Source organism: Streptomyces sp. NPDC004667, from assembly GCF_040609475.1.
GTDB lineage: Bacteria > Actinomycetota > Actinomycetes > Streptomycetales > Streptomycetaceae > Streptomyces.
In genome coordinates this window covers 1-26,666 of sequence record NZ_JBEXKC010000090.1, presented here as the reverse complement: position 1 = coordinate 26,666, position 26,666 = coordinate 1, and the positions used below count along the sequence as shown (strand labels likewise).

Annotated in this window: 22 protein-coding genes; 12 read left to right on the top strand and 10 right to left on the bottom strand. The window is 74.0% G+C overall.

Going from position 1 to position 26,666, the window contains the following annotated elements:
• Nucleotides 1-169: 169 nt before the first annotated feature.
• From ABZW32_RS33060 to ABZW32_RS33030, 7 genes are all read left to right on the top strand, one after another.
• Nucleotides 170-1,165: an OB-fold domain-containing protein gene (locus tag ABZW32_RS33060; protein ID WP_356223223.1), complete on the top strand. Its 996-nt coding sequence runs from the start codon at nucleotides 170-172 to the stop codon at nucleotides 1,163-1,165.
• A complete protein-coding gene (locus ABZW32_RS33055) occupies nucleotides 1,165-2,244 on the top strand; it encodes a thiolase domain-containing protein (RefSeq protein ID WP_356223220.1) in 1,080 nt (359 codons plus the stop codon). Before ABZW32_RS33060 ends, ABZW32_RS33055 begins: the two co-directional genes overlap by 1 nt.
• Entirely contained in the window at nucleotides 2,241-3,416 is a 1,176-nt protein-coding gene (locus ABZW32_RS33050; RefSeq protein ID WP_356223217.1) for a thiolase domain-containing protein, read from the top strand. Before ABZW32_RS33055 ends, ABZW32_RS33050 begins: the two co-directional genes overlap by 4 nt.
• Before the next feature lie 119 nt (nucleotides 3,417-3,535).
• On the top strand, nucleotides 3,536-3,760 hold the full coding sequence (locus ABZW32_RS33045; RefSeq protein WP_356223215.1) for a DUF397 domain-containing protein: 225 nt from the start codon (nucleotides 3,536-3,538) through the stop codon (nucleotides 3,758-3,760).
• 117 nt (nucleotides 3,761-3,877) lie between these two features.
• Nucleotides 3,878-4,285, top strand: a complete 408-nt coding sequence (locus ABZW32_RS33040) for an ACT domain-containing protein (protein WP_356223212.1) — start codon at nucleotides 3,878-3,880, stop codon at nucleotides 4,283-4,285.
• Nucleotides 4,286-4,386: 101 nt separating this feature from the next.
• Nucleotides 4,387-7,230: an AAA family ATPase gene (locus ABZW32_RS33035; protein ID WP_356223209.1), complete on the top strand. Its 2,844-nt coding sequence runs from the start codon at nucleotides 4,387-4,389 to the stop codon at nucleotides 7,228-7,230.
• Between the two features lie 65 nt (nucleotides 7,231-7,295).
• Nucleotides 7,296-8,114 (top strand): maleylpyruvate isomerase family mycothiol-dependent enzyme, encoded by an 819-nt coding sequence (locus ABZW32_RS33030; RefSeq protein WP_356223207.1) that lies wholly within the window; start codon nucleotides 7,296-7,298, stop codon nucleotides 8,112-8,114.
• Between the two features lie 57 nt (nucleotides 8,115-8,171).
• Here ABZW32_RS33030 and ABZW32_RS33025 read toward each other — a convergent pair whose 3' ends face one another.
• From ABZW32_RS33025 to ABZW32_RS33010, 4 genes are read right to left on the bottom strand one after another with little or no spacing between them, the layout of a single operon-like run.
• A complete protein-coding gene (locus ABZW32_RS33025) occupies nucleotides 8,172-9,587 on the bottom strand; it encodes an FAD-dependent monooxygenase (RefSeq protein WP_356223205.1) in 1,416 nt (471 codons plus the stop codon).
• Nucleotides 9,584-10,768 carry an MAB_1171c family putative transporter gene (locus ABZW32_RS33020; protein WP_356223203.1) on the bottom strand — a complete coding sequence of 395 codons (1,185 nt, stop codon included), beginning with the start codon at nucleotides 10,766-10,768 and terminating at the stop codon, nucleotides 9,584-9,586. The genes ABZW32_RS33025 and ABZW32_RS33020 overlap by 4 nt, the downstream gene beginning before the upstream one ends.
• Nucleotides 10,769-10,770: 2 nt before the next feature.
• Nucleotides 10,771-11,301, bottom strand: coding sequence for a toxin-antitoxin system, toxin component (locus ABZW32_RS33015; RefSeq protein WP_266841440.1), 531 nt, complete (start codon nucleotides 11,299-11,301; stop codon nucleotides 10,771-10,773).
• A gap of 14 nt (nucleotides 11,302-11,315) precedes the next feature.
• Entirely contained in the window at nucleotides 11,316-11,915 is a 600-nt protein-coding gene (locus ABZW32_RS33010; protein WP_356223200.1) for a hypothetical protein, read from the bottom strand.
• A 501-nt stretch (nucleotides 11,916-12,416) separates the two neighbouring features.
• On the opposite strand from ABZW32_RS33010, the gene ABZW32_RS33005 reads away from it, so the two are divergent.
• Entirely contained in the window at nucleotides 12,417-12,917 is a 501-nt protein-coding gene (locus ABZW32_RS33005; protein ID WP_030231498.1) for a hypothetical protein, read from the top strand.
• A 75-nt stretch (nucleotides 12,918-12,992) separates the two neighbouring features.
• On the opposite strand, the gene kstD is transcribed toward ABZW32_RS33005, so the two are convergent.
• The 3 genes from kstD to ABZW32_RS32990 form a co-directional block, all read right to left on the bottom strand.
• Nucleotides 12,993-14,783 (bottom strand): 3-oxosteroid 1-dehydrogenase, encoded by a 1,791-nt coding sequence (gene kstD / locus ABZW32_RS33000; protein WP_356223197.1) that lies wholly within the window; start codon nucleotides 14,781-14,783, stop codon nucleotides 12,993-12,995.
• Nucleotides 14,784-14,867: 84 nt separating this feature from the next.
• Nucleotides 14,868-15,461 carry a hypothetical protein gene (locus ABZW32_RS32995; protein ID WP_356223195.1) on the bottom strand — a complete coding sequence of 198 codons (594 nt, stop codon included), beginning with the start codon at nucleotides 15,459-15,461 and terminating at the stop codon, nucleotides 14,868-14,870.
• Between the two features lie 195 nt (nucleotides 15,462-15,656).
• Nucleotides 15,657-16,787 (bottom strand): aminoglycoside phosphotransferase family protein, encoded by a 1,131-nt coding sequence (locus ABZW32_RS32990; protein ID WP_356223193.1) that lies wholly within the window; start codon nucleotides 16,785-16,787, stop codon nucleotides 15,657-15,659.
• A 232-nt stretch (nucleotides 16,788-17,019) separates the two neighbouring features.
• On the opposite strand from ABZW32_RS32990, the gene ABZW32_RS32985 reads away from it, so the two are divergent.
• Nucleotides 17,020-18,516: a hypothetical protein gene (locus tag ABZW32_RS32985; RefSeq protein ID WP_356223190.1), complete on the top strand. Its 1,497-nt coding sequence runs from the start codon at nucleotides 17,020-17,022 to the stop codon at nucleotides 18,514-18,516.
• Between the two features lie 149 nt (nucleotides 18,517-18,665).
• Here ABZW32_RS32985 and ABZW32_RS32980 read toward each other — a convergent pair whose 3' ends face one another.
• A complete protein-coding gene (locus tag ABZW32_RS32980; RefSeq protein WP_356223187.1) occupies nucleotides 18,666-20,090 on the bottom strand; it encodes a SpoIIE family protein phosphatase in 1,425 nt (474 codons plus the stop codon).
• A gap of 552 nt (nucleotides 20,091-20,642) precedes the next feature.
• Here ABZW32_RS32980 and ABZW32_RS32975 point away from each other — a divergent pair.
• Nucleotides 20,643-22,937, top strand: a complete 2,295-nt coding sequence (locus ABZW32_RS32975) for a molybdopterin cofactor-binding domain-containing protein (RefSeq protein ID WP_356223185.1) — start codon at nucleotides 20,643-20,645, stop codon at nucleotides 22,935-22,937.
• Nucleotides 22,938-22,953: 16 nt separating this feature from the next.
• Entirely contained in the window at nucleotides 22,954-23,409 is a 456-nt protein-coding gene (locus ABZW32_RS32970) for a 2Fe-2S iron-sulfur cluster-binding protein (RefSeq protein WP_280917034.1), read from the top strand.
• Nucleotides 23,410-23,498: 89 nt separating this feature from the next.
• Here ABZW32_RS32970 and ABZW32_RS32965 read toward each other — a convergent pair whose 3' ends face one another.
• Complete coding sequence (locus tag ABZW32_RS32965) at nucleotides 23,499-23,912, bottom strand: SHOCT domain-containing protein (protein ID WP_356223183.1); 414 nt, start codon at nucleotides 23,910-23,912, stop codon at nucleotides 23,499-23,501.
• 196 nt (nucleotides 23,913-24,108) lie between these two features.
• Between ABZW32_RS32965 and ABZW32_RS32960 the strand changes: the two genes are divergently transcribed.
• On the top strand, nucleotides 24,109-26,067 hold the full coding sequence (locus ABZW32_RS32960; protein WP_356223180.1) for an APC family permease: 1,959 nt from the start codon (nucleotides 24,109-24,111) through the stop codon (nucleotides 26,065-26,067).
• Here the strand turns inward: ABZW32_RS32960 and ABZW32_RS32955 are convergent.
• A partial coding sequence (locus tag ABZW32_RS32955) for a helix-turn-helix domain-containing protein (protein WP_356223178.1) occupies nucleotides 25,967-26,666 on the bottom strand: 700 nt, incomplete at its 5' end. The genes ABZW32_RS32960 and ABZW32_RS32955 overlap by 101 nt on opposite strands.

Here is a 26,666-nt window from a genome sequence, read left to right as displayed (position 1 = left end):
AGCACTCGGGTGGGGGGGTGGGGGGGCACTTATCTTGTTGCCGGGGGGCGGCGCCCCGCCAAGGCGCCGATGCACGGCACCGGACGACGCGGGCTTGACCGGCAAGATCCGAAAGAGACGACCTAGGCACCGGTCCCGCCCTTCCCCCATCCAGAATCGGAGACCCACCATGACCGCCGCGTCCCCACCCCAGGTGCTCCGCGCGCCCCTCGTCGTCGAGTTCCCCTTCACCCGTTCCCTCGGCCCCGTGCAGAGCGCCTTCCTCACCGGGCTGCGCGAGCGCGTCGTACTCGGCGTGCGGACCGGCGACGGGCGGGTGATGGTGCCGCCCGTCGAGTACGACCCCGTCACCGCCGAGGAGATCCGCGAACTCGTCGAGGTCGCCCCCGCCGGCACCGTCACCACCTGGGCCTGGAACGGCGACCCCCGCCCCCAGCAGCCCCTCACGACCCCCTTCGCCTGGGTGCTGGTCCGCCTCGACGGCGCCGACACCGCGATCCTGCACGCCCTCGACGCCCCCGGCCCCGACGCCGTCCGCACCGGCATGCGGGTACGGATCCGCTGGGCCGCCGACCGCACCGGAGCCATCACCGACATCGCCTGCTTCGAGCCGGAGGAGGAAGACGCCGCCGGGGAGGCGGGCGGGGGCGGCTCCGCCCGCGCACCCGGCGGAGCCGCCCCCCACGACGGGGCCTTCGCCGACCCGGTCACCGGCATCGTCGCCGAGGCCCGCCTGGACTACACCTACAGCCCCGGCCGCGCCCAGACCGCCTACATCAACGCCCTCGGCGAGCGGCGGACCGTCGGCGAGCGCTGCCCGTCCTGCCACAAGGTGTACGTCCCCCCGCGCGGGGCCTGCCCCACCTGCGGGGTCGCCACCACCGACCGGGTCGAGGTCGGCCCCGCCGGCACCGTCACCACGTACTGCATCGTCAACATCAAGGCCAGGAACCTGGACATCGAAGTCCCCTACGTCTACGCCCACATCGCCCTCGACGGCGCCGACCTCGCCCTGCACGGCCGGATCGGCGGCATCCCGTACGACCAGGTCCGCATGGGCCTGCGCGTCGAACCGGTGTGGACCGACGGCGGACGCTACCCCGACCACTACCGGCCCACCGGCGAGCCGGACGCGGACTACGACGCGTACAAGGAGCTCATCTGATGCCCAGGACGAGCAGGTACGCCCGCGACGTGGCCGTCGTCGCCTTCGCGCAGAGCGACCACCTGCGCCGCACCGACGAACTCAGCGAAGTCGAGATGGTCATGCCGGTCCTGCACGAGGTGCTGGCCGCCACCGGACTGAAGGCCGGAGAGATCGGCTTCACCTGCTCGGGCTCCAGCGACTACCTCGCCGGCCGCGCCTTCTCCTTCACCATGACCCTCGACGGGGTCGGCGCCTGGCCGCCGATCTCCGAGTCGCACGTCGAGATGGACGGCGCCTGGGCGCTGTACGAGGCCTGGGTCAAGATCCAGACCGGCGAGGCCGACACCGCGCTCGTCTACTCCTACGGGAAGTCCTCCCCGGGATCCGTCCGCGACGTCCTCACCCGCCAGCTCGACCCCTACTACCTCGCCCCCCTCTGGCCCGACTCGGTGGCCCTCGCCGCCCTCCAGGCCCGGGCGCTGATCGACGCGGGCGAGACCGACGAGGCCGCGCTCGCCGCCGTCGCCGCCCGGAGCAGGGCCGCCGCCGAGGACAACCCGCACGCCCAGCTGCGCGGGGCCGTCCCGCAGGGCGAGTACCAGGTGGCACCGCTGCGCACCGGAGACTGCCCGCCGATCGGTGACGGGGTCGCCGCGGTCGTCCTCGCGGCCGGGGACACGGCCCGCCGGCTGTGCGAACGGCCCGCCTGGATCACCGGCATCGACCACCGCATCGAGGCCCACGGCCCGGGGCTGCGGGACCTGACCGACTCCCCGTCCACCCGGCTCGCCGCCGAGCGCGCCGGGTTCTTCGAGGCGCCCGTGGACACGGCGGAACTGCACGCGCCGTTCTCCTCCCAGGAGGTCGTGCTCCGCAAGGCGCTCGGTCTCGGCCCCGGCGACATCGACGGGGTGGCCGTCAACCCCTCCGGCGGGGCCCTCGCGGCCAACCCCGTCATGGCGGCGGGCCTGATCCGCATCGGCGAGGCCGCCGCCCGCATCCACCGCGGCGCGTCCGACCGGGCCGTCGCCCACGCCACCTCCGGCCCCTGCCTCCAGCAGAACCTGGTCGCCGTCCTGGAAGGGGATCGGGCATGAACGCGTCCGGCAAGGAGCCCGTGGCCGTCGTCGGTGTCGGCCAGACCAAGCACGTAGCCGCCCGGCACGACGTCTCCCTCGCCGGCCTCGTCCGCGAGGCCGCCGCCCGCGCCCTCGCCGACGCCGAGCTGACCTGGGCGGACGTCGACGCCGTCGTCATCGGCAAGGCCCCCGACTTCTTCGAGGGCGTGATGATGCCGGAGCTGTACCTGGCCGACGCCCTCGGCGCGGTCGGCAAGCCGATGCTCCGCGTCCACACGGCGGGATCCGTCGGCGGGTCCACCGCACTGGTCGCGGCCAACCTGGTCGCGGCCCGCGTCCACCGGACCGTGCTGACCCTCGCCTTCGAGAAGCAGTCGGAGTCCAACGCCATGTGGGGGCTCTCCCTGCCCGTCCCCTTCCAGCAGCCGCTGCTAGCCGGCGCCGGGGGCTTCTTCGCACCGCACGTGCGCGCGTACATGCGGCGCACCGGCGCCCCCGACGCGGTGGGCTCGCTGGTGGCGTACAAGGACCGGCGCAACGCCCTGAAGAACCCGTACGCGCACCTGCACGAGCACGACATCACCCTGGAGAAGGTCCAGGCGTCCCCGATGCTGTGGGACCCGATCCGCTACTCCGAGACCTGCCCCTCCTCGGACGGGGCCTGCGCCATGGTCCTCACCGACCGGGCCGGTGCGGCGCGCTCGCCGAAGCCGCCCGCCTGGGTGCACGGCGGGGCGATGCGCAGCGAGCCGACCCTGTTCGCGGGCAAGGACTTCGTCTCCCCGCAGGCGGGCAAGGACTGCGCCGCCGACGTCTACCGGCAGGCCGGGATCACCGACCCGCGCCGGGAGATCGACGCCGTCGAGATGTACGTCCCCTTCTCCTGGTACGAGCCCATGTGGCTGGAGAACCTGGGCTTCGCGCAGGAGGGCGAGGGCTGGAAGATGACCGAGGCCGGCGTCACCGAACTCGACGGCGACCTCCCCGTGAACCCCTCCGGCGGAGTGCTGTCCACCAACCCGATCGGCGCCTCCGGCATGATCCGCTTCGCGGAGGCCGCCCTCCAGGTACGGGGGCTGGCGGGGGAACACCAGGTCCCCGGAGCCCGCCGGGCCCTCGGGCACGCCTACGGCGGCGGAGCGCAGTTCTTCGCGATGTGGCTGGTCGGGGCCGAACTCCCGGCGTCCTGAGGGCCACCGGGCAGGGCGGCGGCGCCGGGCCGGTCACCGCCGGCCCGGCGGGGCCTGTGCGGCGGCCGCCCTGATGGCTACCCTGGGCCCCCGGACGACGTACCGGGAGGAGCACGCACGTGGCGAACGGCAACACGGTGTGGGGAAAGCCCGAGCTCGATCTCAGCGGGGCGGACTGGCGGTCGGGCAGCCGGGGGGTGGGCGACGTCCAGATCGCCTTCGTGGAGGGGTTCGTCGCGATGCGCAGCGGCGGGCGCCCCGACGGCCCTCCGCTGGTCTTCGCGCCGGACGGATGGCGCAAGTTCGTCCTGGGCGCGCGGGGCGGGAAGTTCGGCCCGACCTGACGGAACGCCCCCCGGCGCGCGGCCGGTGTGCCGCGCGCCGGGCGGAGCCGTCGGACCGCTCCCGTCCGGGCGGCGCGGGCCAGGCAAGATCCGGAAGAGACGGCCTAGGGTGTGCCCATGAGCGCAGAGAGGGACCTCCGGAAACTGCTGAGCGGCATGCGCCCGGAGCTGAACGAGGGCCGGTACGTGATCTGCACCCTCCCGGACACCGCGGCGGTACCCGCCGGGCTCGCGCCCGTCGCCACCGTTTGCGAGGCCGAGGGGATGACCCTGGTCCTGCACCAGGACGAGGCCGACGCGGCCGGACTCGCCTACACGTACACCGCGGGCTGGATCACCCTGCGCGTCCACTCCGCCCTCGACGCCGTGGGCCTCACCGGAGCCTTCGCCGCCGCACTGGCCGAGCACGGACTCAGCTGCAACGTGATCGCCGGATACCACCACGACCACCTGTTCGTGGCCGCCGACCGGGCCGCCGAAGCCGTCTCCGTACTGGAGGAACTGGCCGCGCGGTCGGCGGAATAGGGAAATCCGTAAAACAAATCGATCTTTCCCGGCCGTAGGACCCCCTCCGCGCGCCCGCGGGCGTACGCTGAGGCCCCGAACCGGCCAGGGGGGTTCCAGCCATGACGGATCGTCACGCCCGCACGCGGCACACGCTCTTCGAACGCGAAACGGAACTCGTCGCCGTCGACGAGGCCCTCGACCGGCTCACCGGATCGGGACCCGACGCCGGCGGCGGACTGCTCGCCCTCTCCGGCCCCGCCGGCCTCGGCAAGACCACCCTCCTCGCTGAAGTGCGCCGCAGCGCCCTCGCCCGCTCCTGCACCCTCCTCGCCGCCCGCGGCGGCGAACAGGAACAGAGCCAGCCCTTCCACGTCGCCCGCCAGCTCATCCAGCCCCGCCTGGCCGGCCGCTCCGAAGCCTCCCTGCGCGCCGCCCTCGGCGGCTGGTACCCGATCGTCGGCCCCGCCCTCGGCCTCTGCGCCCCCGGGCAGGGCGCCCCGCCCGACCCCCAGGGCCTGCGCGACGGGCTCGACTGGGTGCTCACCCAGCTCGCCGTCCAGAGCGCCCCCGTCGTCCTGGTCCTCGACGACGCCCACTGGGGCGACCCCGAATCCCTCGGCTGGCTCGCCGCCTTCGCCCCGCGCGCCGAACACCTCGGCCTGCTCCTCGTCGTCGCCTACCGCCCCGACGAACTGCCCGCCCACGCCGAGGTCTTCCGCGGCCTGCCCGGCCGGGCGGGCCGCCGCCCGCTGAGCCTCGCCCCGCTCAGCGCGGCCGCCGTCTCCACCCTGGTCCGCGAGACGGTCGGGGCACACGCGGAGGAGTCCTTCTGCCGCGAGGCCTGGGCCGTCACCACCGGAAACCCCTTCGAGGCCGTGGAACTCACCGCCAGGGTCCGCGCCAAGGGCCTCGAACCCACCTCGGCCAGCGCCCCCCTGCTGCGCGACCTCGCCGCGGCCCAGCGCGGCAGCGGACTCGTCGCCCGCCTGCACGGCCTCGGGCCCTCCACCGTCCGCTTCGCCTGGGCCTGCGCCGTCCTCGGCACCGCCATCCCGCAGCGGATCGCCGCACGCGTCGCCGGCCTCGGAGCCGAGGAGGCCGCCGACGCCACCAACCGGCTGCGCGACGCCCGCATCCTGTCCGCCCCCGCCGAGGACGCGGACCCCGAGGGCGACCCCCCGCTGGAGTTCGTCCACCCGCTGCTCGCCACCGGCATCTACCGGGCCATCCCCGACGCCCTGCGCGTCGCCCTCCACGGCAAGGCCGCGGCCGCCGTCGTCGACGCCGGACTCGGCCCCTCCGCCGCCGCCCGCCACCTGCTGGAGACCCAGCCCGAGAACGACCCCTGGGTCGTGCGCACCCTGCGCGAGGCCGCCGCCGAGAACCTGCGCGCCGGCGCCCCCGAGGCCGCCCGCCGCCAGCTCGACCGCGCCCTCCAGGAACCCCCGGACTTCGACGAACGCGCAGCCGTGCTCTACGAACTCGGCTGCGCCTCCCTGCTCACCGAACCCGCCAACACCGTCAACCACCTGCGGGCCGCCCTCGCCGAACCCTTCGACGACCCGGCCCTGCGCCAGGGCATCGTGATCCGGCTCGCCCAGGTCCTCGCCCACAGCGACCACCTCTCCGAGGCCTCCGCACTCCTCGCCCGCGAGATCCCCCACACCCCGGACGCCCGCGCCCGGCTGCGCCTGCAGTCCGAGCAGTTCATGTGGGACGCCTTCGACGCCGCCGAAGCCGACTCCCCGGCCCGCTCGCGCCGGCTCGCCAAACTGGCCGACCGCCTCGGCGGCCGCGACCTCACCGAGCGGTACGTCATCGGCCTGCGCGCCTGGGACGCCTGCCTGCGCGGCGAGAGCGTCGAGACGGTCCTGCACCACGCGCGCCGGGTCCTCGGGGAACCCTTCAGCTGGGCGTACGCGGACCGCGGCTTCGAGGTCCCGGTACTGACCGCGATGGTCCACATGTACGCCGACCGGCCGGGCCGCGCCGAGGAGCTCTTCGCCGCGGGCACCGCCGAGTTCGAACGGCAGGGCTGGCGCGGGGCCCACCTCTCCTTCGCCCACGGGCTGCGCGCCTACATCCGCTACCGGCGCGGACAGCTCGCCGAGGCCGAGGAACTGGCCCGCGCCGGCCTGCGCCTCGCCGAACGCGTGGGCCGCCGTACGCCGGTGCACTGGTACGCCATCGCCATCCTCCTGACCACCCTGGTGGCCCGGGGCCGGGTGGACGAGGCCTGGGAGCTCGCGCGCGAGCACGGGTACGGAGAGCCCTTCCCCGCCGCCGTCGTCTTCCCCGACTCGCAGACCGTCCACGCCGAACTGCTGCTGGCCCGGGGCGAGACGAAGGCGGCGATCGCCGCGCTCGAAGAGGTCGGCCGCCGGCTGACCCCGCGCGGCATCCAGAACCCGGCCTGGTGCCCCTGGCAGCTCCACCTCGCCCGCGCCCTCGCCCCCGAGGACCCCGCCGCGGCCCGCGCCCTCGCCGCCGAGGCCCTCGGCCGTGCCCGGGCCTTCGGCGCCCCCTCCGCCATCGGCCAGGCCCTGCGCGTCCGCGCGGAGGTGGCGGACGCCCCGGGGGAGCGGGCGGCCCTCCTGGAGGAGGCCGTCGCCCTGCTGTCGCGCTCGCCCGCCGGATACGAACTCGCCCGCGCCCTGGCCGCCCTGGGCATCGAACGCGGGGACCGGGAACTGCTCACCCGGGCACTGATCACCAGCCGCGAGTGCGGCGCCGACGCCCTCGCGGCGAGCACCGCCGAACACCTGCTCGCCCTCGGAGGCGCCCTGCCCTGCGGTTCCTCCTGGGAGGACGAACCGACCCCGGAGGAACTGCGCGCCGCCGAGGACGCCGTACGGGGCGTCCCGACGCCGGGTCCCGAACTGTCCGCCGTCTGCCGCAAGCTCGGCACCGACCTGAACGGCCTGTCCGACGCCCTCGCGGCGTTCGCCCGTAGCGCACACTGAGCCGCAGGCGTTCGCCCGTGGCTCAAGCCGGGGCCGCGGGGCCCGCCGCCGGGCACGGTGGCCCCATGGATCACTCCACCCGAATCGGGTTCTTCCTGGCCGAAGCGGCCGCCTTCGACCGGGCCGTGCGGCGCGCGGCCGGTGCGGGCGGCCGGCCGCCCCTCGTCCCCGCGTGCCCCGGCTGGTCGGTCGCCGACCTCGTCGGACACCTCGGCAGCGTCCAACGGCTCCTCACCCACGTCCTGCGCGAGCGGCTCACCACCCCGCCCGATTACACCGACCCGTCCCTCTACGCGCTCCCCGCCGACCCGGCCGTCCGCGCCGCCTGGCCGCTGCCCGACCGGACCCCGACCCTGGGCCCCGTGCCCGGGGAACTGCTCGACTGGTCGGCGCAGGCCGCCCACGGCCTGGCGGAGGTACTGGGCGGGCTCGGGCCCGACGTCCCGGTGTGGAGCTGGTCGGCGGAGCGGACCAGCGGCTTCTGGCTGCGGATGCAGACCATCGAACAGGCCGTCCACCGCTGGGACGCCGAGGACGTCACCGGGGAACCGGCCCCCTTCGACCCGGACCTGGCGGCCGACGCCGTGAGCCAGACCTTCGAGGTGATGGCCCCCGCCCGGCGCGGCTGGAAGCCGGCCCCCGCCGGGAACGGGGAGCGCTACCGCTTCCGCCGCACCGACGGCCCCGAGACCTGGACGGTGGAATTCCGGGGCGACGAGGTCCGCCTGGAGCCCGGCGACGACGGCCCCGCGCACGTCGAGCTCGCCGCCACCGCCTCGGACCTGCTGCTCCACCTCTGGCAGCGCAGGCCCGCCCGGGAACCCCGCGTCACGGGGGATCCCGCGCTGCTCCCGCGCTGGTTCACCCTCGTCCCGCCGGTCTGACGCGGAGGCGCGCCCCACCCGCGGGGACTCGCCCCACCCGCGGAGACGCGCCTCCGCTCACCCGCGCAGTGCCCGGGCCGCCGCCAGCTCGGCCTCCGCCAGCGGCGGCCCGGTCAGCTGCGCCCGGCGCGGGCCCAGTACGGCGGCCAGCAGCACCGGCGGGGTGAACAGCCGGGCCGCGGGCCGCTCCAGGGTCATCACGTCGGTGACGGCGCGCGCCACCCGCCCGTTGCCGGTGCTCGTGTGCAGCAGCCGCCGCACGTACGCGGCGGCCACCTTCTCGGCCCGCGTCGGACCGCCCTCGGTGGCACCCGGGTAGAAGACGTCGTTGCCGGTGGACAGCGCCCACGCGGCGCCCACCGGCCCGGCGACGGCCTTCTGCAGGCGGGCGCCGAGCCCGTCGGCGGACCAGCCGTGGCGGGCGATCACGGCCCGCAGGGCCAGCGCGCTCTGCGCGGCCACCGACATGCCGTGCCCGTACACCGGGTTGTAGGCGGCGACGGCGTCCCCGATGACGGCGAAACCCTCCGGCAGCGCGGACTTCTCGTAGTGGTGCCTGCGGTTGACGGTCGTCCGCGTGACGACCACGTCGGTCAGCGGCTCCGTCCCGCTGATCAGCTCGCCGACGACCGGGTGGCGCAGCTCCCGCGCGAAGCGCTCGAACGCCTCCGGATCCGAGGTGGGTTCGCCGCCCCGCGTCCCCGACAGGGTGACGAGCCAGCGGTCCCCCTCGATCGGCACCAGGGTCGCCGAGCGGCCCGGACCGGGTTCGCGCGGATCGGCCTGCACGTTCACGATGACGGGGAAGGCGTTCCCGAGGTCCTCGGGGGCCCGGAAGATCCGGCTGGCGTAGACGAGACCGGGGTCGACGGTCCGCACCGAGGGTGCCGCCATGCCGAACCCGGTCAGCCAGGCGGGGGCGCGCGAGGACCGCCCGGAGGCGTCGATCACCAGGTCGGCCGTGACGACCCGCTCCGCACCGTCCCGTTCGCGCACCCGGACCCCCGTGACCCGGCGGGCGTCACCCTCCAGGCCCAGCACCTCCGTACGGTCGGCGACGCTGACCCGGGCCAGGGCCCCCACGGCCCGGCGGACGTGCCAGTCGAGGAGGTCGCGGCCGGCCACGACCACGTAGTGGGAGGCCTCGGCCCAGCGGCGGAACCAGCCGGCCGGGGAGAGGCCCACCATGTTCGTCGGCAGCGCTATCCGGTGGGCGCCGTCGTCCATGAGCCGGCCGATGGTGCCCGGCAGCAGGCTGTCGATGGCCGTCGCCCCGCCGGACCACAGCAGGTGGGCGTGGTGGGCCTGCGGCAGCGCCCGGCGCGGCAGGGGACCGTCGGGCAGCGCGTCCCGTTCCACGACGACCACGTCGGCGAACTCCGCGAGCGCGGCGGCCGTCAGCATCCCGGCGAGGCTGCCGCCGATGACCACCGCGGTGCGCGGACCCGGTGACGACGGTGCGGTGCTGCTCATGAACCCACGCTCTCTGGATGGTCTGCCGGCCCGGACCGGGCGCGGAAGGAGGTGACGACGGGGGACCGGCGCAGCGCCCTGGAGACCGCGACCAGGTCCGGGGCCTTGCTCTGGCCCGCCTCGGCCGCGTCCTCGGCTTCGGCGCCGCCCCGCATCCGGCGCAGCGCGGCGACCACGGCGACCGCGTCGGCGGTGGCCGCCGCCTGGGCCGGGGTCTCCCTGCGGGCCAGCGCCTCGGCGAGGGCCCGCTCCCGGACCTCGGGTTCCATGTACGGCTGGAGGCGCAGCAGTCCGTCGCTGATCTGGGTCCTGCGCTGGACGAGGCGCCGGCTGATGGGGGAGCGCCGGGGCAGCCGCAGCGAATTGGTGTCGAGCGGCTCCAGCTCCTTCACGAACGGCACCAGGCAGCGGAAGTGGTAGTAGTCGGTCCCGATCCGCTGCAGGGCCTCGCCCGCGTGGGGCAGGATGAAGCCCACCGCTATGAACAGCGCGCACACGGCGGCGATGGGCGGGGCGACGTAGGTGCTGAGCCAGTCCAGGTCGTTGCCGCTCCAGCGGGCGAACACCGCGATCAGCTTCACCGTGTCGTAGCAGAGGTTCAGGATGAAGCCGATGACCAGGAGCACCAGGCCCGCGCGCAGCCAGCCCGAGACCTGGCGCAGCCAGGACCAGGTGACCACCGAGGTGATCGCGCAGGCGATGGTGTGGGCCCCCAGGTAGAGCAGGATGTGCTCGCGCATCCAGGGGGTGTTGGCGTAGTACGTGTCCAGGTCGCGCAGGCGTTCGACGGGTACGTCGGCGAACGCGAAGGTGATCCACAGCCCGGCGACGACGGCCGAGTAGACGATCCCGATCGTCCAGCTGGTGCGCCGCACGCGCCGCGGATCGCCGCCCCGCCAGTGGATGATCATCACCAGGCAGGAGGCGCAGAACAGCGTGAGCAGCGTGTACAGGACCGGCGCCGCGATGTTCGCGACGCCCGTCCCGCGGTTCATCGCCTCCAGCGTCTTGGGGCGGCCGCAGTAGAAGACGGCGGAGGCCAGCAGCAGCAGGCCGCCCACGGAACGCACGTTGGGATCGATGCGCCAGAACCTCATCATCACGGGCAGCCGGATCGCGAACGCCAGGGTGAGGATCGCGGCCGGGATGAGGTAGGGGATGTAGTACTTGTCGGAGTTCACCGTCAACCGATCGGTCCGCGGTAGCCGAGCGCGTTGCCGATGCGCCCGGCGACATCGTTCCTGCGCACCGCGCCGGGGGCGTCGCCGCCCACCAGCCAGGGCCGGCACCGGTCGCCGAGCATCAGGCCGAAGCTCTCGGCCTCGATCTCCTGGACGTCCTCGTAGTGGGAGCGCGCCGCGACGCTGGCGTACGTCAGGTCCGAGGCATCCGGCAGGGAGCGGGCGGCGGCGGCCGCCCCGCGTCCGTGCTCGGTGCAGTGCCCGGCCTTCATGTGCCACAGCTCGTGTCCGAGGATGACCAGTTGGTGGTCGGGGGTCGTGTACTTCTCCACCACGACGATGTCGTACTCCTCCATGTTCAGCCACAGTCCCGAGGTGGTCAGTTCGGTGGGGAAGCGCTCGAAGCGCAGCACGATCGGGCGCCCGCCCCGGGTGCGGCTCATGGCGTCGCACAGGGCGCGGAAGAGCGTCTGCGGCTCGACCGGCGCCTCCAGGTCGAGCGACGAGGTGAGCGCGGTGCAGAGCTTGCGCATGGAGCGAGAGACGTTCACCGGACCTCCTCGGCGGACAGCATCGAGGTGATCATGCCAAGGAGCAGTGTCTCCTGGGTACGGCTGAGCGTTCTGCCCCGGGTGGAGATGGAGACCAGACCGTAGTGGTCCGTGAGTTCGGCCAGCAGATCGCCCGGTCCGTTGTCGAGGGAGCGGACCGCGGGCTGCAGGGCCCTGTCCAGGGCCTGCGCCGGGGTGTCCGTCAGGAAGGCGGGCTCGCGGCCGAAGAAGGCCGCGAACTCCTCGCAGTGCCTCAGGTGCGGCAGGGGCCCGCCCGACACCAGGTGGTCGACCCACCCCGGGGGTGCGCCGATGGCCGCCGCGATGTCCGCGACGGAGTAGGGGCGGCCGTTGGCGTCCCGGGAGGTGGCGTACAGGAAGGCCGCGCGCCGGTGGACCGTTTCCCCGGCCTCCTCGGGCGTGGGATCCGTGCATTCCTCGCCCCGCAGCAGCGCGGCCGTCACCTCGGCGGGTACGCCGGTGCGTGCCGCGAGGGCACGCGCGTCCAGGATCTCGTCGAGGTCCAGTTGCCTCTCCTTGGCGAGCGCCCGTATACGGGCGAGCGTCGTGGCGAGGGACAGGACAGACTCCGCCATCTGTCTGTGCTCCCATACGTCCGAAGGGCAGATCCGTCTGCACTCATCACGGAGGGACGCCGTGTCCCCCCGGTCACAAGATCCTCAGCGCCGGACTGGTCGTCGTCGCGTCGTCGCACGGAGGACGGCCGGACCGGTGGTGGGGACGGACAGCAAGATACAGCCAGTGAGCGGGACTGTGGCGGGAAAGGGAGCGTGCTTCGCGGTCCGACGCGGCGACCCGCCCCCGTCCGTCCGGCCGGTAAGGAGTACAGCGGTCGGACGGTCCATACGTGCAGGTCCGCGATCTCCGGGCCGGCGCGGGCGGCGTCCGGGAGGCCCGCCGCGGCCCCGTCGCGGACGCGTGGCGGATCCGTCGCGGACCCGTCCCGGACCCGCGGCGGACGCGTGGCGGATCCGTCGCAGGCCCGTCGCGGGCCCACCGGCGGCCCTTCGCGGACCCTTCGCCCGGACGAGGGCCCCCGGGGCCGGAAAAGCGCCGAGGCCACGTACCATGGCGGCATGTCCTTCCTCCGCCGCCACCGCGCCGCCACTCCCGCCGGCCCGGACTTCGACGTCCTGGCCATGGACCCGGGGGACTGGCCGGGCAACCTCGGGGCCGGGCTGCTGCCCGCTCCCGACGGCAGCTGCCAGGGCGTCTTCCTCCGCTACGACCTGTTCGGCGGACGCGGCCCCGCGATGATCATCGGCAACCTCCCCGAGGGATCCCCGGCCCGGGACCTCGCCGAGGGCCAGGTCCCCTTCGAGGTGGCCCAGCTCCTCGCCGCCCTGGAGAACGACGAGGAGGTCGAGGTCACCGGCTCCGAGGACTGCCCCGTCATGCAGGGTGACAACCTCCTCATCGTCCGGAAGGTCAAGCTCTCCGAGGGCCGGATCTCCTGCGTCCAGTTCGACCGCAGCGACAACGTCCTCGTGACCATCGCGAGCTGGGACCGCCCCATCACCGACGACCTCTACGCGCTGCTCAAGCCGCTGCCCGCAGAGCTCTTCCAGCAGGGCTAGGCCGGCGGTCCCCTCCGTGACGGGGCGGGCCCTCCCGGGCCGGCCCCGCCGGTGCCGGCCGCTCCACCGGTCCGGTCAGGCGTCCGCGATGTCGTTCGCCGCCACGTAGCCGAAGGTCATCGCCGGCCCGATCGTCGATCCGGCCCCCGCGTAGCTGTGGCCCATCACCGCCGCGCTCGCGTTGCCCGCCGCCCACAGGCCCCGGATCACGGAGCCGTCCGGCCGCAGCGCCCGGGCGCGGGCGTCGGTGACGATCCCGCCCTTCGTGCCCAGGTCCCCCGGCACGATCTTGAAGGCGTAGAACGGCGGCAGCCAGAGCGGGGCCAGGCACGAGTTCGGCTGCACCGCCGGGTCCGTGTAGTAGTGGTCGTACGCCGTGTCGCCCCGGTGCTGATCAGGGTCGGTGCCGTTCCACGCCTGGGCGTTGAAGCGGTTCAGCGTCGCCCGCAGCGCGGCCGCCGGCACCCCGATCTGACCCGCCAGGGCGTCCCAGGTCCAGGCCTTCTTCGCCGCGCCCGCCTCGTACCAGGAGTCGGGGAAGGGGAGCGTCGGCAGGATGTCCTTGAACAGGTACCGGTTGCGGTAGTTCTGGTCCACGATCAGCCACGCCGGGATGTGGGAACCCGCCCCCGTCCGGTCCTTCTCGTACATCACGTGCACCACGTCGCTGTACGGAGCGGCCTCGTTGACGAAGCGCGTCCCCGCCCGGTTCACGATCAGGCCGCCCGGCAGGGTCCGCTCCGCCAGGCAGAAGTACGGCTCCCCGGGCAGCGGGATCGACGGACCCCACCAGGCGTCCTCCATCAGGGCCAGCGCGGCGCCCGCCCGTTGCCCGGCCAGGATCCCGTCGCCCGTGTTCTCCTTCGCGCCCACCGACCACTCGGTGCCGATCGGCTGCTGCTGGTACTGCGCCCGCATCTGCGCGTTGTGCTCGAAGCCGCCCGAGCCGACGACCACCCCCTTGCGCGCCCGTACGACACCCCGTACGCCCTCCTTCTCCACCACGACCCCGGTCACGGCACCGTCCGGCCCCTCCCGCACCAGGTCCACCAGCGGGCTGTTCAGCCACACCGGCACCCCCGCCCGCAGCAGCCCGGCCCGCAGCCCTGCGGCCAGGGCCTGCCCCATGGTCAGCGGCTTCTCCCCGCGCAGCGCGGCCCTGGTGCCGCGCGCCAGGCACTCCGTCGACACCGCGAGCCCCTTCGCGCTGACCGCCGCGAGGTTCAGCCACTTGTAGTCCTGGCTGAACACCACCATCCCGGCGGGCACGGGCATGTACGCCGGGTTCAGGTGCGCCAGCTCCGCCCCCAGGACGTTCCCGTCGATCTGGTCCGGCTCGATGGACCGGCCGCCCGGCAGCCCGCCCGGCAGGTTCGGGTAGTAGTCGCTGTAGCCGTCCATGAAGCGGAACCTCAGCGGGCTGTTCGCCATCACGAAGTCCAGCATCCGGGGCCCGTTCGCCAGGAACGCCGCCTGGCGGTCGGCCGGAACGTCGGGCCCGACGACGGCCGAGAGGTACGTCGCCGCCTTCTGCGGGGTGTCCGGGACCCCGGCGCCCAGGATCACCGAGTTGTTGGGCAGCCAGATCCCGGCACCCGAGCGGGCGGCCGACCCGCCGAAGGTGGGGGCCTTCTCCACCACCAGGACGCTCAGCCCGCGCCCGGCGGCGGTGAGCGCGGCGGTCATCCCGGAGGCCCCGGACCCGACCACGACGACGTCGTACTCGCCGAGCGGCGGGCCGTCGGCCGCCCGCGCGACGGCGGACGGGAGCACGGTGGCGGCGAGCACCCCGGCCCCGGTCCCGGCCAGGACGGTACGCCTGGAGGGGAGGTCGGCGGGGGAGGTGCGTGAAGCACTTGCGGACATGGGCGGGCTCCGGCGGGAGGGAGGAAGGATGGCTCCAGCATGTCTGATGCTGAGTCAGAAACCTGTTCGGGGGATCATGGGATGTCAAGGCATCCGGCGCCGCCGCATCCAGTACCCGACCGTGGCGACGCCGAGCAGCGGGCCCCACAACACCAGCGGCGCGTAGCAGGCGTAGAACCACACGGTGGCGAAACCCCCCGCCTCGCCAGGCCAGTCATCGGGCAGCGGCTCTCCCGTGACGGTGGTCCCGGCCACCTGGCTCCACGCGACGAAGCCCCACAGGACGGTCAGCGCGAGGGCCCCGAGAGCGGCGGGGATCCCGGCGGCGGCCACCGGTATCCGCCGCCCTCCCAGGACCGGCAGCCGGCGCGGGACCCGCTCGCCCCACCCGGCGACCAGGCCGACCGCGGTGAAGGCCAGGAGCTCCGTGAAGACCGTCAGGGCGACCACGTACACCCGCATCGGGATCCACCCCGGCAGGTTCCCCCGGATCCCCTCGGGATCGTCGGCGAAGAGCAGGCCGAGCCGCCAGATCCCGGACGGCAGCACGGTGAACGGGACGGCGTACGCGGCGGCCCGGGCCCACCGCGCGACCCCGGGCACCGGGGCGTGCGCGGTCCTCCAGGCGGCGCGCAGGCGCCCGCCCGACGGCGGGGCGTCGATCATCCGTACGGGCAAGGCGTCCTCCGGGGCTGCGGGCGTCTTCAGGGGTGCCCTCCGAAGATCGCAGCCGCCCCCGGGCCCCTGGATCCCCCGGCGGAGCGATCCGCCTCGCCCGTGCGGGGGAAGGCGGATCCGCCGCGCGGCGTACGCACACGAGCGAAGTCCCGTGGCGGTGGGAGCCACGGGACTTCGCGTCATGGGGGGCGGGGATCAGCGCGTGCCGACCGCGGCCCTGACCGCCCTGCGCGCCATCCCCGCGTCGTCGTGCAGGCGGCGCAGCAGCAGGCGCTGTTCCTCCCCCGAGGACAGGGCCCCCGCGGGCAGCGGCTGCGTCGGTGCGGTGGCCGTCATCGACCGCTGCACCGCCGTCTCGGTCATCCGGATCTCCCGGGTCAGCACCAGCATCAGGTTGACCAGGAAGGCGTCCCGGAAGGCGGGACCGGCCGACTGGGCGAGCCGGCTGATCTGGCCGCGCGCCGCCGGGGCGTCGCCCAGCACCGCCCACAGCGTGGCCAGGTCGTAACCGGGCAGGTACCAGCCCGCGTGCTCCCAGTCCAGGAGCACCGGGCCCGCCGGGGAGAGCAGCAGGTTCGACAGCAGCGCGTCGCCGTGGTTGAACTGCCACGGGATCCCCGCCGGCCGCAGGCCGTGCAGCAGCTTCTGCAGGTCGCCGAAGTCCCGGTCGGGCAGCAGCCCGAGCTCGTGGTCCCGGCTGATCCGCCGCGCGTAGTCCACCGGGTGCCCGAACAGATCGGTCGGCGGCCGCCACTGGTTCACCCGGCACACCGCTCCGAGGGCGGCCCGCAGGTCCGTCCGGGGCGGGGCCTCCACCGGGTGCCGCTGGAGCGCCGCGACCCGGCCCGCCATGCGCTCCACGACCAGTACGCAGTTCTCCGGATCGGCCGCGATCAGCCGGGGCACGCGTACCGGCGGACGGTGCCGGACGAAGGTCCGGTACGTCGCTATTTCGTGCCGGTACCGCTCACGCCACTCGGGCGAATGGTCCAGTAAGACCTTCGCCACGGCGGTCATCCGCCCGGTCGTTCCCACCAGCAGGACCGACCGGCCGCTGCGCCGCAGGACCTGTACCGGTGCGAACTCCGGACAGATCCGCTGCACCGAGGCGAGGGCGGTGCGCAACTGCGCTCCCTGCGGCCCCGACAGGTCGATTCTTCCGCTGAGCGGCTGCGAGCCGGTACCCGGCATCCGCCGCGCCCGTACGGCGCCGGCGCCCTGCGCCGGGACCGGTGCGCGGCCGGGTTCGAGGTACGGGCCGCCCCCTGCCTGGAGGGTGCGGTGCGGACGGACCGGGGCGGACACGGAGGACGTTGCTGCGTACATGGCGTTTACGGTTCCCTTCGTGCGCCGACGAGTTGCGTACGCCGCCCCGCCGGATCCCGTACTTCACCCTGGGGAGTTCCGCCGGTGAACCGGGTCGGGGAGGCGCATTCCTACCTGACACCCGGCGGTCCCTGGCGAACCACGGGGCGTGCCCTGGCGAACCCTGGCGAATAGTCCACGGGGATCTGACAGGGGGCTACTGTCAACTCAGCCGAGAACCTGGGGGCTTGACGTGAGCAAAGGTCCAAACACCCGTCTGAACGACCTGTTCGGCCTGGCCGGCTGGTCCAAGGGCGAACTGGCGAGGATGGTCAACCGGCAGGCGGCGGCCATGGGCCACCACCAACTGGCCACCGACACCTCGCGGGTGCGGCGCTGGATCGACATGGGGGAGACCCCGCGCGAACCGGTGCCCACGGTACTGGCAGCACTGTTCACCGAGCGGCTCGGTCGTGTCGTGACCATCGAGGACCTCGGGTTCGTACGGCAGCGGCGCACCACCAAACGGCAGCCGGACGGGGCGAAGGAGAACCCCGACGGAGTGCCCTGGGCGCCCGAACGCACAGCCGCGGTCCTCACCGAATTCACGGGAATGGACCTCATGCTCAACCGACGCGGCCTGATGGGCGCGGGCGCCGCGCTCACCGCCGGCTCAGCCCTCAGCAACGCCATGTACGACTGGCTCCACTCCGACCCCGCCGCGGCCAAGCGCGCTCAGGGCTTCGGCGATCCCCACCAGGCCGACCCGGCGGGCTACGACCGCTACGAGGCCGCCCCCATCGGCTCCCAGGAGATCGAGGCCCTGGAGCGCTCCGTGGAGGTCTTCCGCGCCTGGGACGCCTCCCGGGGCGGCGGCCTCCAGCGCAAGGCCGTCGTCGGCCAGCTGAACGAGGTGGGCGGCATGCTCGCCTACCACCACCCCGACCACCTCCAGCGCAGACTGTGGGGGGTGGCGGCCAACCTGGCGGTGCTGGCGGGCTGGATGTCGCACGACGTCGGCCTCGAACCCACCGCGCAGAAGTACTTCGTCATCGCCGCCCACGCGGCCCGCGAGGGCGGCGACCGCCCGCGTGCCGGAGAGGCGCTCTCGCGGGCGGCCCGGCAGATGGTCCACCTGGGCAAACCGAACGAGGCCCTGGACCTGATGAAGCTGGCCCAGTCCGGCTCCGGCGAGCAGACCCTCCCGCGCACCCGCGCCATGCTGCACACCATCGAGGCCTGGGCACAGGCCGCCATGGGCAAGGGCCAGGCCATGCGCCGCACCCTGGGCGAGGCCGAGGAACTCTTCGTGTCCGACAAGGGCGACGTACCGCCGCCCTCGTGGATGCAGCACTTCGACGAGGCGGACCTGCACGGGATGCAGGCCCTGGCGTACCGGACGCTCGCCGACCACGACGCCACGGCGGCGCCGGTGGCGGCGCGCCACGCGCGGGAGGCACTGCGGCTGCGCGGCGACGGCTACCAGCGTTCCCAGACCTTCGACTACATCTCCATGGCCTCGGCCTGCTTCATCGCCGACGACCCGGAACAGGCCGACCGCTACGCCCGGCTGGCCCTGGTCTCCATGAGCGAGACCAGCTCGCACCGCACCTGGGACCGGCTGCGCGAGATGTACCGGCTGACCGGCCAGTACGCCGGCTACGCCCGTATCGAGGACCTCCGCGAGGAGATCAAGCTGGCTCTGCCCGACGCGCCCGCCCCGAGGGTCGCCCGCGGGACGGAGGTGTAGGGGGGAGGGGTGCCACGGAACGCATGCGGAAGGGAACGGACGCGGAAGCGGAGGGGAACGACGAAGGGCCGCGCCGGGGCGCGGCCCCCAACCACCGGTCGCGGGGCTGCGGTCCGCCGGCCGACGTCCCGCGTACCGGTGCGCGTGTCCTAGCCGCCGATCCGGGCGACCAGTACGCAGGCGTCGTCCTCCCGCTCGCCCTCGCCGAACTCCTCCGTCACCAGCCGTACGCAGTCCCGCGCCGAACGCGCCTCCGGGAACCGCGGCGCGAGCGCCAGCAGGCGTTCCGCGCAGTCCGTCCGGCCGAACTCGACGCCGTGCGGCGTCAGTCCGTCCGTGTGCAGGACGAGCACGTCGCCCGGTTCGAGCCGCTCCTCGGCCTGCCCGTACGCGGCCCCCGCGGTCGCGCCCAGCAGTACGCCCTCCGGCGGCCGCAGTGCCCTGCCCCGGCCGCACCGGAACAGCAGCGGCGCGGGGTGCCCGGCCTGGGCCCAGGTGAGCACCCGGCGGGCGGGGTCGTAGCTGCAGCAGACGGCCGAGCCCAGGGCGGGCTGTACGGAGGCCTCCAGCAGTTGGTTGAGCCAGCCCATCAGCGGGCCCGGTTCGATCCCGGCGATGGCCATCCCGCGCAGGGCGCCGAGCATCATGGCCATGCCGGACGTGGCGCTCACCCCGTGCCCGGTCAGCTCGCCGACCGTCAGCAGGGAGCGGCCGTCGGGCAGTTCGAGGGCGTCGTACCAGTCGCCGCCGTTCGGCGAGCCGGTCGTGGAGGGCAGGTAGTGCGCGGCCACGTCCACGGCGGCGGCGCCGTCGTGCGGGAACCGCAGGGAGCCGCGCCACGGGGGGAGCACGGCTTCCTGCAGTTCGACCGCCAGCCGGTGCTCGGTCCGCGCGATCTCCTGCCGGCGCTGGAGCGAGTCCTGTGACTCGCGCACCGCCCGCTGGCTCCGGCGCAGTTCACTCACGTCGCGGAGCACGGCCCACATCGTGGCCGTGCAGCCGTCGGAGTCGAGTACCGGCTCGCCCCTCATGTGCAGCGTCCGGACGCGGCCGTCGGCCCGGACGATGCGGAACTCGCCGTCGATCGGCTTCCCGTCGACCAGGCAGTCCGTGACCATCGCGGTCAGCAGGGGCTGGTCCTCGGAGAAGAGGGTGGAGCCCAGCTCGTCGAGGGGCAGCGGACCGGCCTCGGGCGGGCGGCCGAAGATCTGGAAGAGCTCCTCGGACCAGGTGACCTCGTCCGTCAGCAGGTTCCACTCGGCGCTGCCGATCCGGGTCTGCCGGTCCTCGGCGGTGGTGCCGGGCGCCACCGGGGGGAGTCCGGAGGGCTCCGGGGCGGGCGGCAGCCCCTCCCTGAGCCGGCCGAGGTGCTCGCCGAGGTCGTCGAGCTGGTGCACGGCCAGGTCGCAGAGCGCGCGCTGCCAGCGGCCCTGCGGGTCGTCCTCGTCCACGACGGTGTCGCGGCGCACCGCGTCCACGTCGCCCCGCAGCCGACGGGTCCGGGAGATCAGGGCGTCCACCGGTCCCGGCTCGGGCGGCTGCGCGGGGCGGTCCGCGTACAGGTGGGACGGCATGGGCACTCCGATGCAGGCGCGGCGATGAGAACGCGTCACGGCCAGGTCCTGGAGAAGGACCGGCTACGACTGTGGCACAGCCCACGACGGGCCGTAAGGCGTTTGGCAACATCCGTACAGGCCTTGCTCCCGACATATGCCGCGGGCCTTCCGGTCTCCCGGCGCGCGTACGAACGAATCCGGTCACCCGGGGCGGGCCCCGGCCTGCCGGGAGGAACCGGCCGGTCCCTCCGCCCGCCCGGCGCGGGGCCGCGCGCCGGGCGGCCGGAAAGGGGCGCTCGGTGCGGCGTCCGTCGAGCGTACGGGCGAGGCGTTCGCACCGCGGAGCCCCTCGGACGAGCCCGTGATCGGCCCCCTCCGGGGGATCCCCCGAAAGGGGGATCGCGGCTCCCGTGAGGGTCGAACCCGGGGCGCTCGGTGCGCGGTTCGTGGCCACTGGGGTCACTCCGGCCCCGCGCTTCCCACCCCGTTCGGTGATCGCTACTCTACGTGTCGGTAATGAGCCGGTGGTGGTCCGAGCGGTGGGCCGGGGCAGGGCGGGGACACGACCAGATGACCGAACAGACCAGGGTGACCGGATCCGCGTCCGCGTCCGCCGCCGGTGGGCGGGGTGCCGCCGTCGGCGGGCGGGGGGACGGTTCCGGGAGCAGCCGGCGCTCCTTCCTGACCTACCTCGTCGCGGCGCCGACCCTCGCGCTGGTCACCCGGGCCGGCGCCGACGTGCTCGCCCCGCAGCCCGCGCACGCCGTGGTCCCGACCCTGCCCGCCATCGCCGACCTGGTCGACCTCGGCGACCTGTTCATCCTGGCCGGCGCCCCGACCTCCGCCCTGCTGGCGCTCGCGGTGGAGGCGGACGGCACGATCCGCTTCCGGCTGCCGCGCGAGGAGGTCGGCCAGGGCCTGACCACCGCCGTGGCCATGCTGGTCGCCGAGGAACTCGACGCGCCCCTGGACTCGGTCCGGGTGGAGCTCGACGACGCACGCCCCGAGCTGCTGTTCAACCAGCTCACCGGCTCCTCGAACTCGATCCGCTCCCTGTACGGCCCGGTCCGCCAGTGCGCCGCCACCGCCCGCGCCCGCCTCGTCGCGGCGGCGGCCGTCCGCTGGAACCTCCCCGCCTCCCGGCTGACCACCGCGAACGGCGTCGTACGGGCCCCCGACGGCCGCACCGCCGCCTACGGCAGCCTTTCCGCGGAGGCTGCGGCCCCCGGCCTGATCGTCCTCGGGGCCTCCCCGAAACCCGCCGCGCGGCACGCCCTCGTCGGCACCCCCACCCGCCGCATCGACGCCCGGGCCATGGTCACCGGCGCCCAGAAGTACACCCTCGACCTCGACGTGCCCGGTGCCAAGCCCTGCGTGGTGCGCCGTCCGCCCACCCTCGGCGGCGGTGTGCGCGGCGTGTCCAACCTCGACGCCGTCCGGGCCATGCCCGGGGTCCTGCACGTGGTCACCGTCCCGACCGGGGTCGCCGTCGTCGCCGAGACCTTCGGACAGGCCCTGGACGCGAAGGCCGCCCTCCAGGTCGTCTGGGGCCCCGGACCCGCCGACCAGCTCTCGGACGCGCAGATCCGCGCCAGGCTCCGGGCCGCGCTCCCTCCGCTGCTGGTGCCGCCGCTGCTCACCCCGTACGTGGACGCCGAGTTCGACTTCGCCTTCGTCAGCCATGCACCGATGGAGACCAACTGCGCCGTCGCCGACGTACGGGACGACCGGGCCGAGGTCTGGTCCGGGCTCAAGTCCCCGATCGTGGCGCGGGAGACCATCGCCGCCGATCTCGGGCTGCCGCCGGCCAAGGTGAAGGTGCACGTGGTCCAGGCCGGCGGCTCCTTCGGCCGGCGGCTCTTCTTCGACGCGGCCCTGGAGGCCGCCCGGATCTCCAAGGCCTGCCGCCGCCCGGTGAAGCTGATGTGGACCCGCGTCGACGACACCCGGCACGGCCGGATGCGCCCCGCGACCCACCACCGGATCCGCGCCACCCACCTGCTGGGCGAGGTGCTCAGCTTCGAGCACCGGGTCGCCGCCGCGGAGACCGACTTCCGGCACGGGCTCGGCGAGATCATCACCGCCACCGCCGCGAGCCTGCCCTCGGGCATCGGCAACGCCACCCTGGCGCAGACCCTGTTCCTGACCACGGTGAAGTCCCCGTACCACTTCGGGCTCACCACCCAGGCGCTGAGCGAGGTGCCCACCGGCATCCCCACCGGGTCCTGGCGTTCGGTCTACTCGGCCAACACCCGGGGCGCGGAGGAGATCGTGGTCGACGAGCTGGCCGCCGCCACGGGCAAGGACCCGTACCGCTTCCGCCGCACCTTCCTGAAGACCGACGCCCAGCGCGCGGTGCTGGACAAGGTGGCCGCCGAGGGGGAGTGGGGGCGCGCGCTGCCGGCCGGCTGCGCCCAGGGCATCGCCTTCCACGAGGAGTACAAGTCCCGCACCGCCTGCCTGGTGGAGATCGACACCCGGGATCCGGAGCACGTGCGCGTCACCCGGGCGGTGATCGCGGTGGACGTGGGCCTGCCCGTCAACCCGAGCGGCCTGGAGGCGCAGATGATCGGCGGCCTCACCGACGCGATCTCCACCACGCTGCGGGCCGGGCTGCACCTGGACAAGGGGCTCCCGCTGGAGGGCAGTTACAGCCAGTTCCACTGGGCGAAGCAGCGCGACACCCCGCTGGACGTACGGGTCTTCGTGCTCCCGGCGACGGGGACCGACCCGGGCGGCGCGGGCGAGCTCGGGGTGCCGGCCGCAGTCGGCGCCATCGCCAACGCCTGGGCCCGCGCCACCGGTTCCAAGCCGCGCAGTTTCCCCCTCGACTTCGACGTCGACTTCACCCCCTACCCGCGCTGACCGACTGGAGCACGCCGTGCCCTCGCACACCTTCACCGTCAACGGGCGCAGCGTCACCGTCGACGCGCCCGACGACCTGCCCCTCCTGTGGGTGCTCCGCGACATGCTGGGCGTCACCGGCCCCAAGTACGGCTGCGGGGTGGACGTCTGCAAGGCCTGCACCAGCCACCTCGACGGCACGGACGTCCGCCCGTGCGTGGTGCCCGTCTCCGCCTGTGCCGGCAGGCGGGTCACCACCATCGAGGGCCTGGCGGACGGGGACGTGCTGCACCCGGTGCAGGAGGCCTGGCTGGAGCAGGACGTGGCCCAGTGCGGTTTCTGCCAGCCGGGCCAGATCATGGCAGCGGTGGCGCTGCTCCGGCGGACGAGCGAGCCGACGGACGAGGACATCGACGCCATCGCCAACATCTGCCGCTGCGGTACCTACTTCCGCATCCGCGAGGCCATCCGCAGCGCGGCCGCCCGCATGTGAGGCCGCCCGGACGTGAGGCTGCCCGGACGTGAGGCCGTGGGCGGGGGCCGGACCCCGATGGGTCCGGCCCCCGCCGCGCCGCCCGGGGATCAGGCGAGCAGCTTCTGCTTGGCCTGCTGGAACTCGGCCTCGGTCAGGTCGCCCTTGGTCCTCAGTTCGGAGAGTCTGGCCAGCTCGTCCGCCGTGCTCTTGCCAGAGGTGCCCGCGGTCTCGCGGATGTAGCTGTTGAAGGCCTCCTGCTGTTCCTGCGCGTGCGTGATCTCGCGCCTGCCCATGTTCTTGCCGCGGGCGATCACGTAGACGAGGACGCCCAGGAACGGGATCAGGATCAGGAACAGCAGCCAGAGGGCCTTCAGCCAGCCGTTCATCTCGTGGTCGCGGAAGAGGTCCACGATGATGCGGAAGAGCAGGACCAGCCACAGGACCCAGAGGAAGATCCACATCACCGTCCAGAACGCGCCCAGTACGGGGTAGTCGTAGGCCAGATAGACGGATGCCTGCATGGCCGTCCTCCTTCGTTCGGGCGGCCGTCCGAACGCGTGGCGCGCGGGCGACCGACGTGATCACCATCGCAGCAGCCCTTCAAGATCGCCACTGGGCCGGACGGAGGCCCGACGCGGGCCCGGCCGGGGCCCGGCGGCGGCCGGACGAACGGGTCGCTTCCCGTCAAACGGGGCACCGATGGACGATCATGCCGGAATGAGGCGTATCAATCTGAAACGCGTGCTGGTCGGTCAGCCCCTCGACACCGCGCGCCTGGGTGAGACCCTGCTGCCCAAGCGGCTCGCGCTGCCGATCTTCTGCAGCGACCCGCTCTCCTCCGTGGCCTACGCCACCGAGGAGATCCTGCTGATCCTCGCCCTCGGCGGGGTCGCGCTGCTCCACCTCACCTGGTACGCGGCCGCCGCCATCGTCTTCCTGCTGGTGGTCGTCATCGCCTCCTACCGGCAGACCTGCCACGCCTACCCCGGCGGCGGAGGCGCGTACATCGTCAGCTCCGAGAACCTCGGGCCGACCGCCGCCCTCACCGCCGCCAGCGCCCTGCTCGTCGACTACGTGATGACCGTCGCCGTGTCCGTGGTCTCCGGGGTCGACGCCATCACCTCCGCGATCCCCTCCCTCAGCGACCACGAAGTCGTCCTGTCCGTCGCCTTCGTGGTGCTGCTGACCCTGATGAACCTGCGCGGAGTGAGGGAGTCGGGCCGCGTCTTCGCCATCCCGACGTACGGTTTCGTGCTGGTCGTCTACGTGATGTTCGCCGTCGCCGCCGTCCGCCTCGGGACCGGCGAAAGCATCCGGGCCGAGTCGGCCCACCTGCCGATCCACGCCGTCGGCACCTACACCGGCTTCGCCGTGGTCCTCCTGGCCATGCGTGCCTTCGCCTCCGGCTGCACCGCCCTCACCGGCGTCGAGGCCATCAGCAACGGCGTCCCCGCCTTCGAGAAGCCCAAGGCCAGGAACGCGGCCACCACCCTCGCCGCCATGGGCGTGCTGTCCGTGACGATGTTCTCCGGCATCACCGTCCTCGCCATGACCTACCAGGTGCACGTCGCGGCCGACCCCACCGAACTCGGACTGCCCCCCGGCACCCCGATGTCCACCGCGCTCGCCCAGATCGGCCGCGCCACCTTCGCGGACTGGCACTTCCTCTTCTACCTGCTCCAGGCCGTCACCGCCGGCGTGCTGATCCTCGCCGCGAACACCGCCTTCAACGGCTTCCCGATGCTCGCCTCGATCCTCGCCAAGGACCGCTACGCCCCGCGCCAGCTCTACAACCGCGGCGACCGGCTCGTCTACTCCAACGGCGTCGTGCTGCTCGCCCTCGCCGCCGTCGCCCTGATCGTCGCCTTCGACGCCGAACTGACCCGTCTCATCCAGCTCTACATCATCGGCGTCTTCGTCTCCTTCACCCTCTCCCAGGCCGGCATGGTCCGGCACTGGCGGCGCGCACTCGCCTCGGCGGCCACGCCCCGCGCCGACCGGGTGCACATCCACCGCCGCCTCGCCATCAACGCCGTCGGCGCGTGCATGACCGCCGTCGTCCTGGTCATCGTCCTCATCACCAAGTTCACGCACGGCGCCTGGCTGGTCGTCATCGCCATGCCCGCGCTCTTCATCGGCATGAAGGGCGTCCGCCGCCACTACGACGTCGTCGCCCGCCAGGTCACCGTCGCCCCCGGGATCAAGCCCCGCAAACCGGCCCGCCACCACGTCGTCGTCCTCGTCGCCTCGGTGCACGCCCCCACGCTCAAGGCCCTCGGCTACGCCGAGGGGCTGCGGCCCGACACCCTGACCGCCCTGTCCGTCGCCGCCGACGAGGAGGACGCGCAGCGGCTGCGCGAGGCCTGGGCGGAGCACGACCCGGGGATCGCGCTCAAGATCCTGCACTCGCCCTACCGCGAAGTGGTCGCACCGGTGATGGCGTACGTGGAGGAGCAGGCGGCCGCCGAGACCACCGACGTGCTGTCGGTGGTCATCCCCGAATACGTCGTCGGCCACTGGTGGGAGCAGCCCCTGCACAACCAGAACGCGCTGCGGCTCAAGGCGCGGCTGCTGTTCACCCCCGGGGTCGCGGTGATCGACGTGCCGTACCTGCTGGAGTCGGCGCGCCACCCGGGGCCCCGGGAGGAGCGGGAGGCGGGGGCGCCGCGGGGGTAGCGGGCCGCTGGGCCACCGCGGAGTGGGCCAGGGCCAGTTCGACCACGTGGGCCGGGTCGGTGAGGGCGCGGCCGGTGAGCTGCTCCAGGCGGCGCAGCCGGTTGGAGACGGTGTTGCGGTGGCAGTAGAGGAGCTGGGCGGCGTGCGTCGTCGAGCCCCGGCAGGCCAGCCAGGTGCCCAGGGTGTCCAGCAGCATCCGCGCGTCCTGCGGGGGCAGCGCCAGCACGGGGCCCAGCACCACCTCGCGCAGCCGGCCGGCGAGTTCCGGGTCGCCCGCCACCAGGGCCGCCGGGAGCCGTTCGTCCAGCAGGACGGCTCCGGGGCCGGCCTCCGCCGGGGCGCTGCGCAGGGCGAGGGCCGCGAGCCGGCGGGCCCCGGCCAGCGCCGCCGGCGCCGCCACCACGGGGCTGACCCCGGCGGGCACCCCGAGCGGCGCGAGGAGGTCGCGCAGCGAGTCCAGCGGATGGTGGCCCAGGTCGACGAGGCCGGTTTCCCCGTCGGCGCGCACCCGCCACAGCACACGGGGCCCACCCGCGGCCGTGCCCGGCCCGGAGCCGACGCGGGGCCTCCCGGCGGCCCGGCCCGGCCCGGCGGGAGTG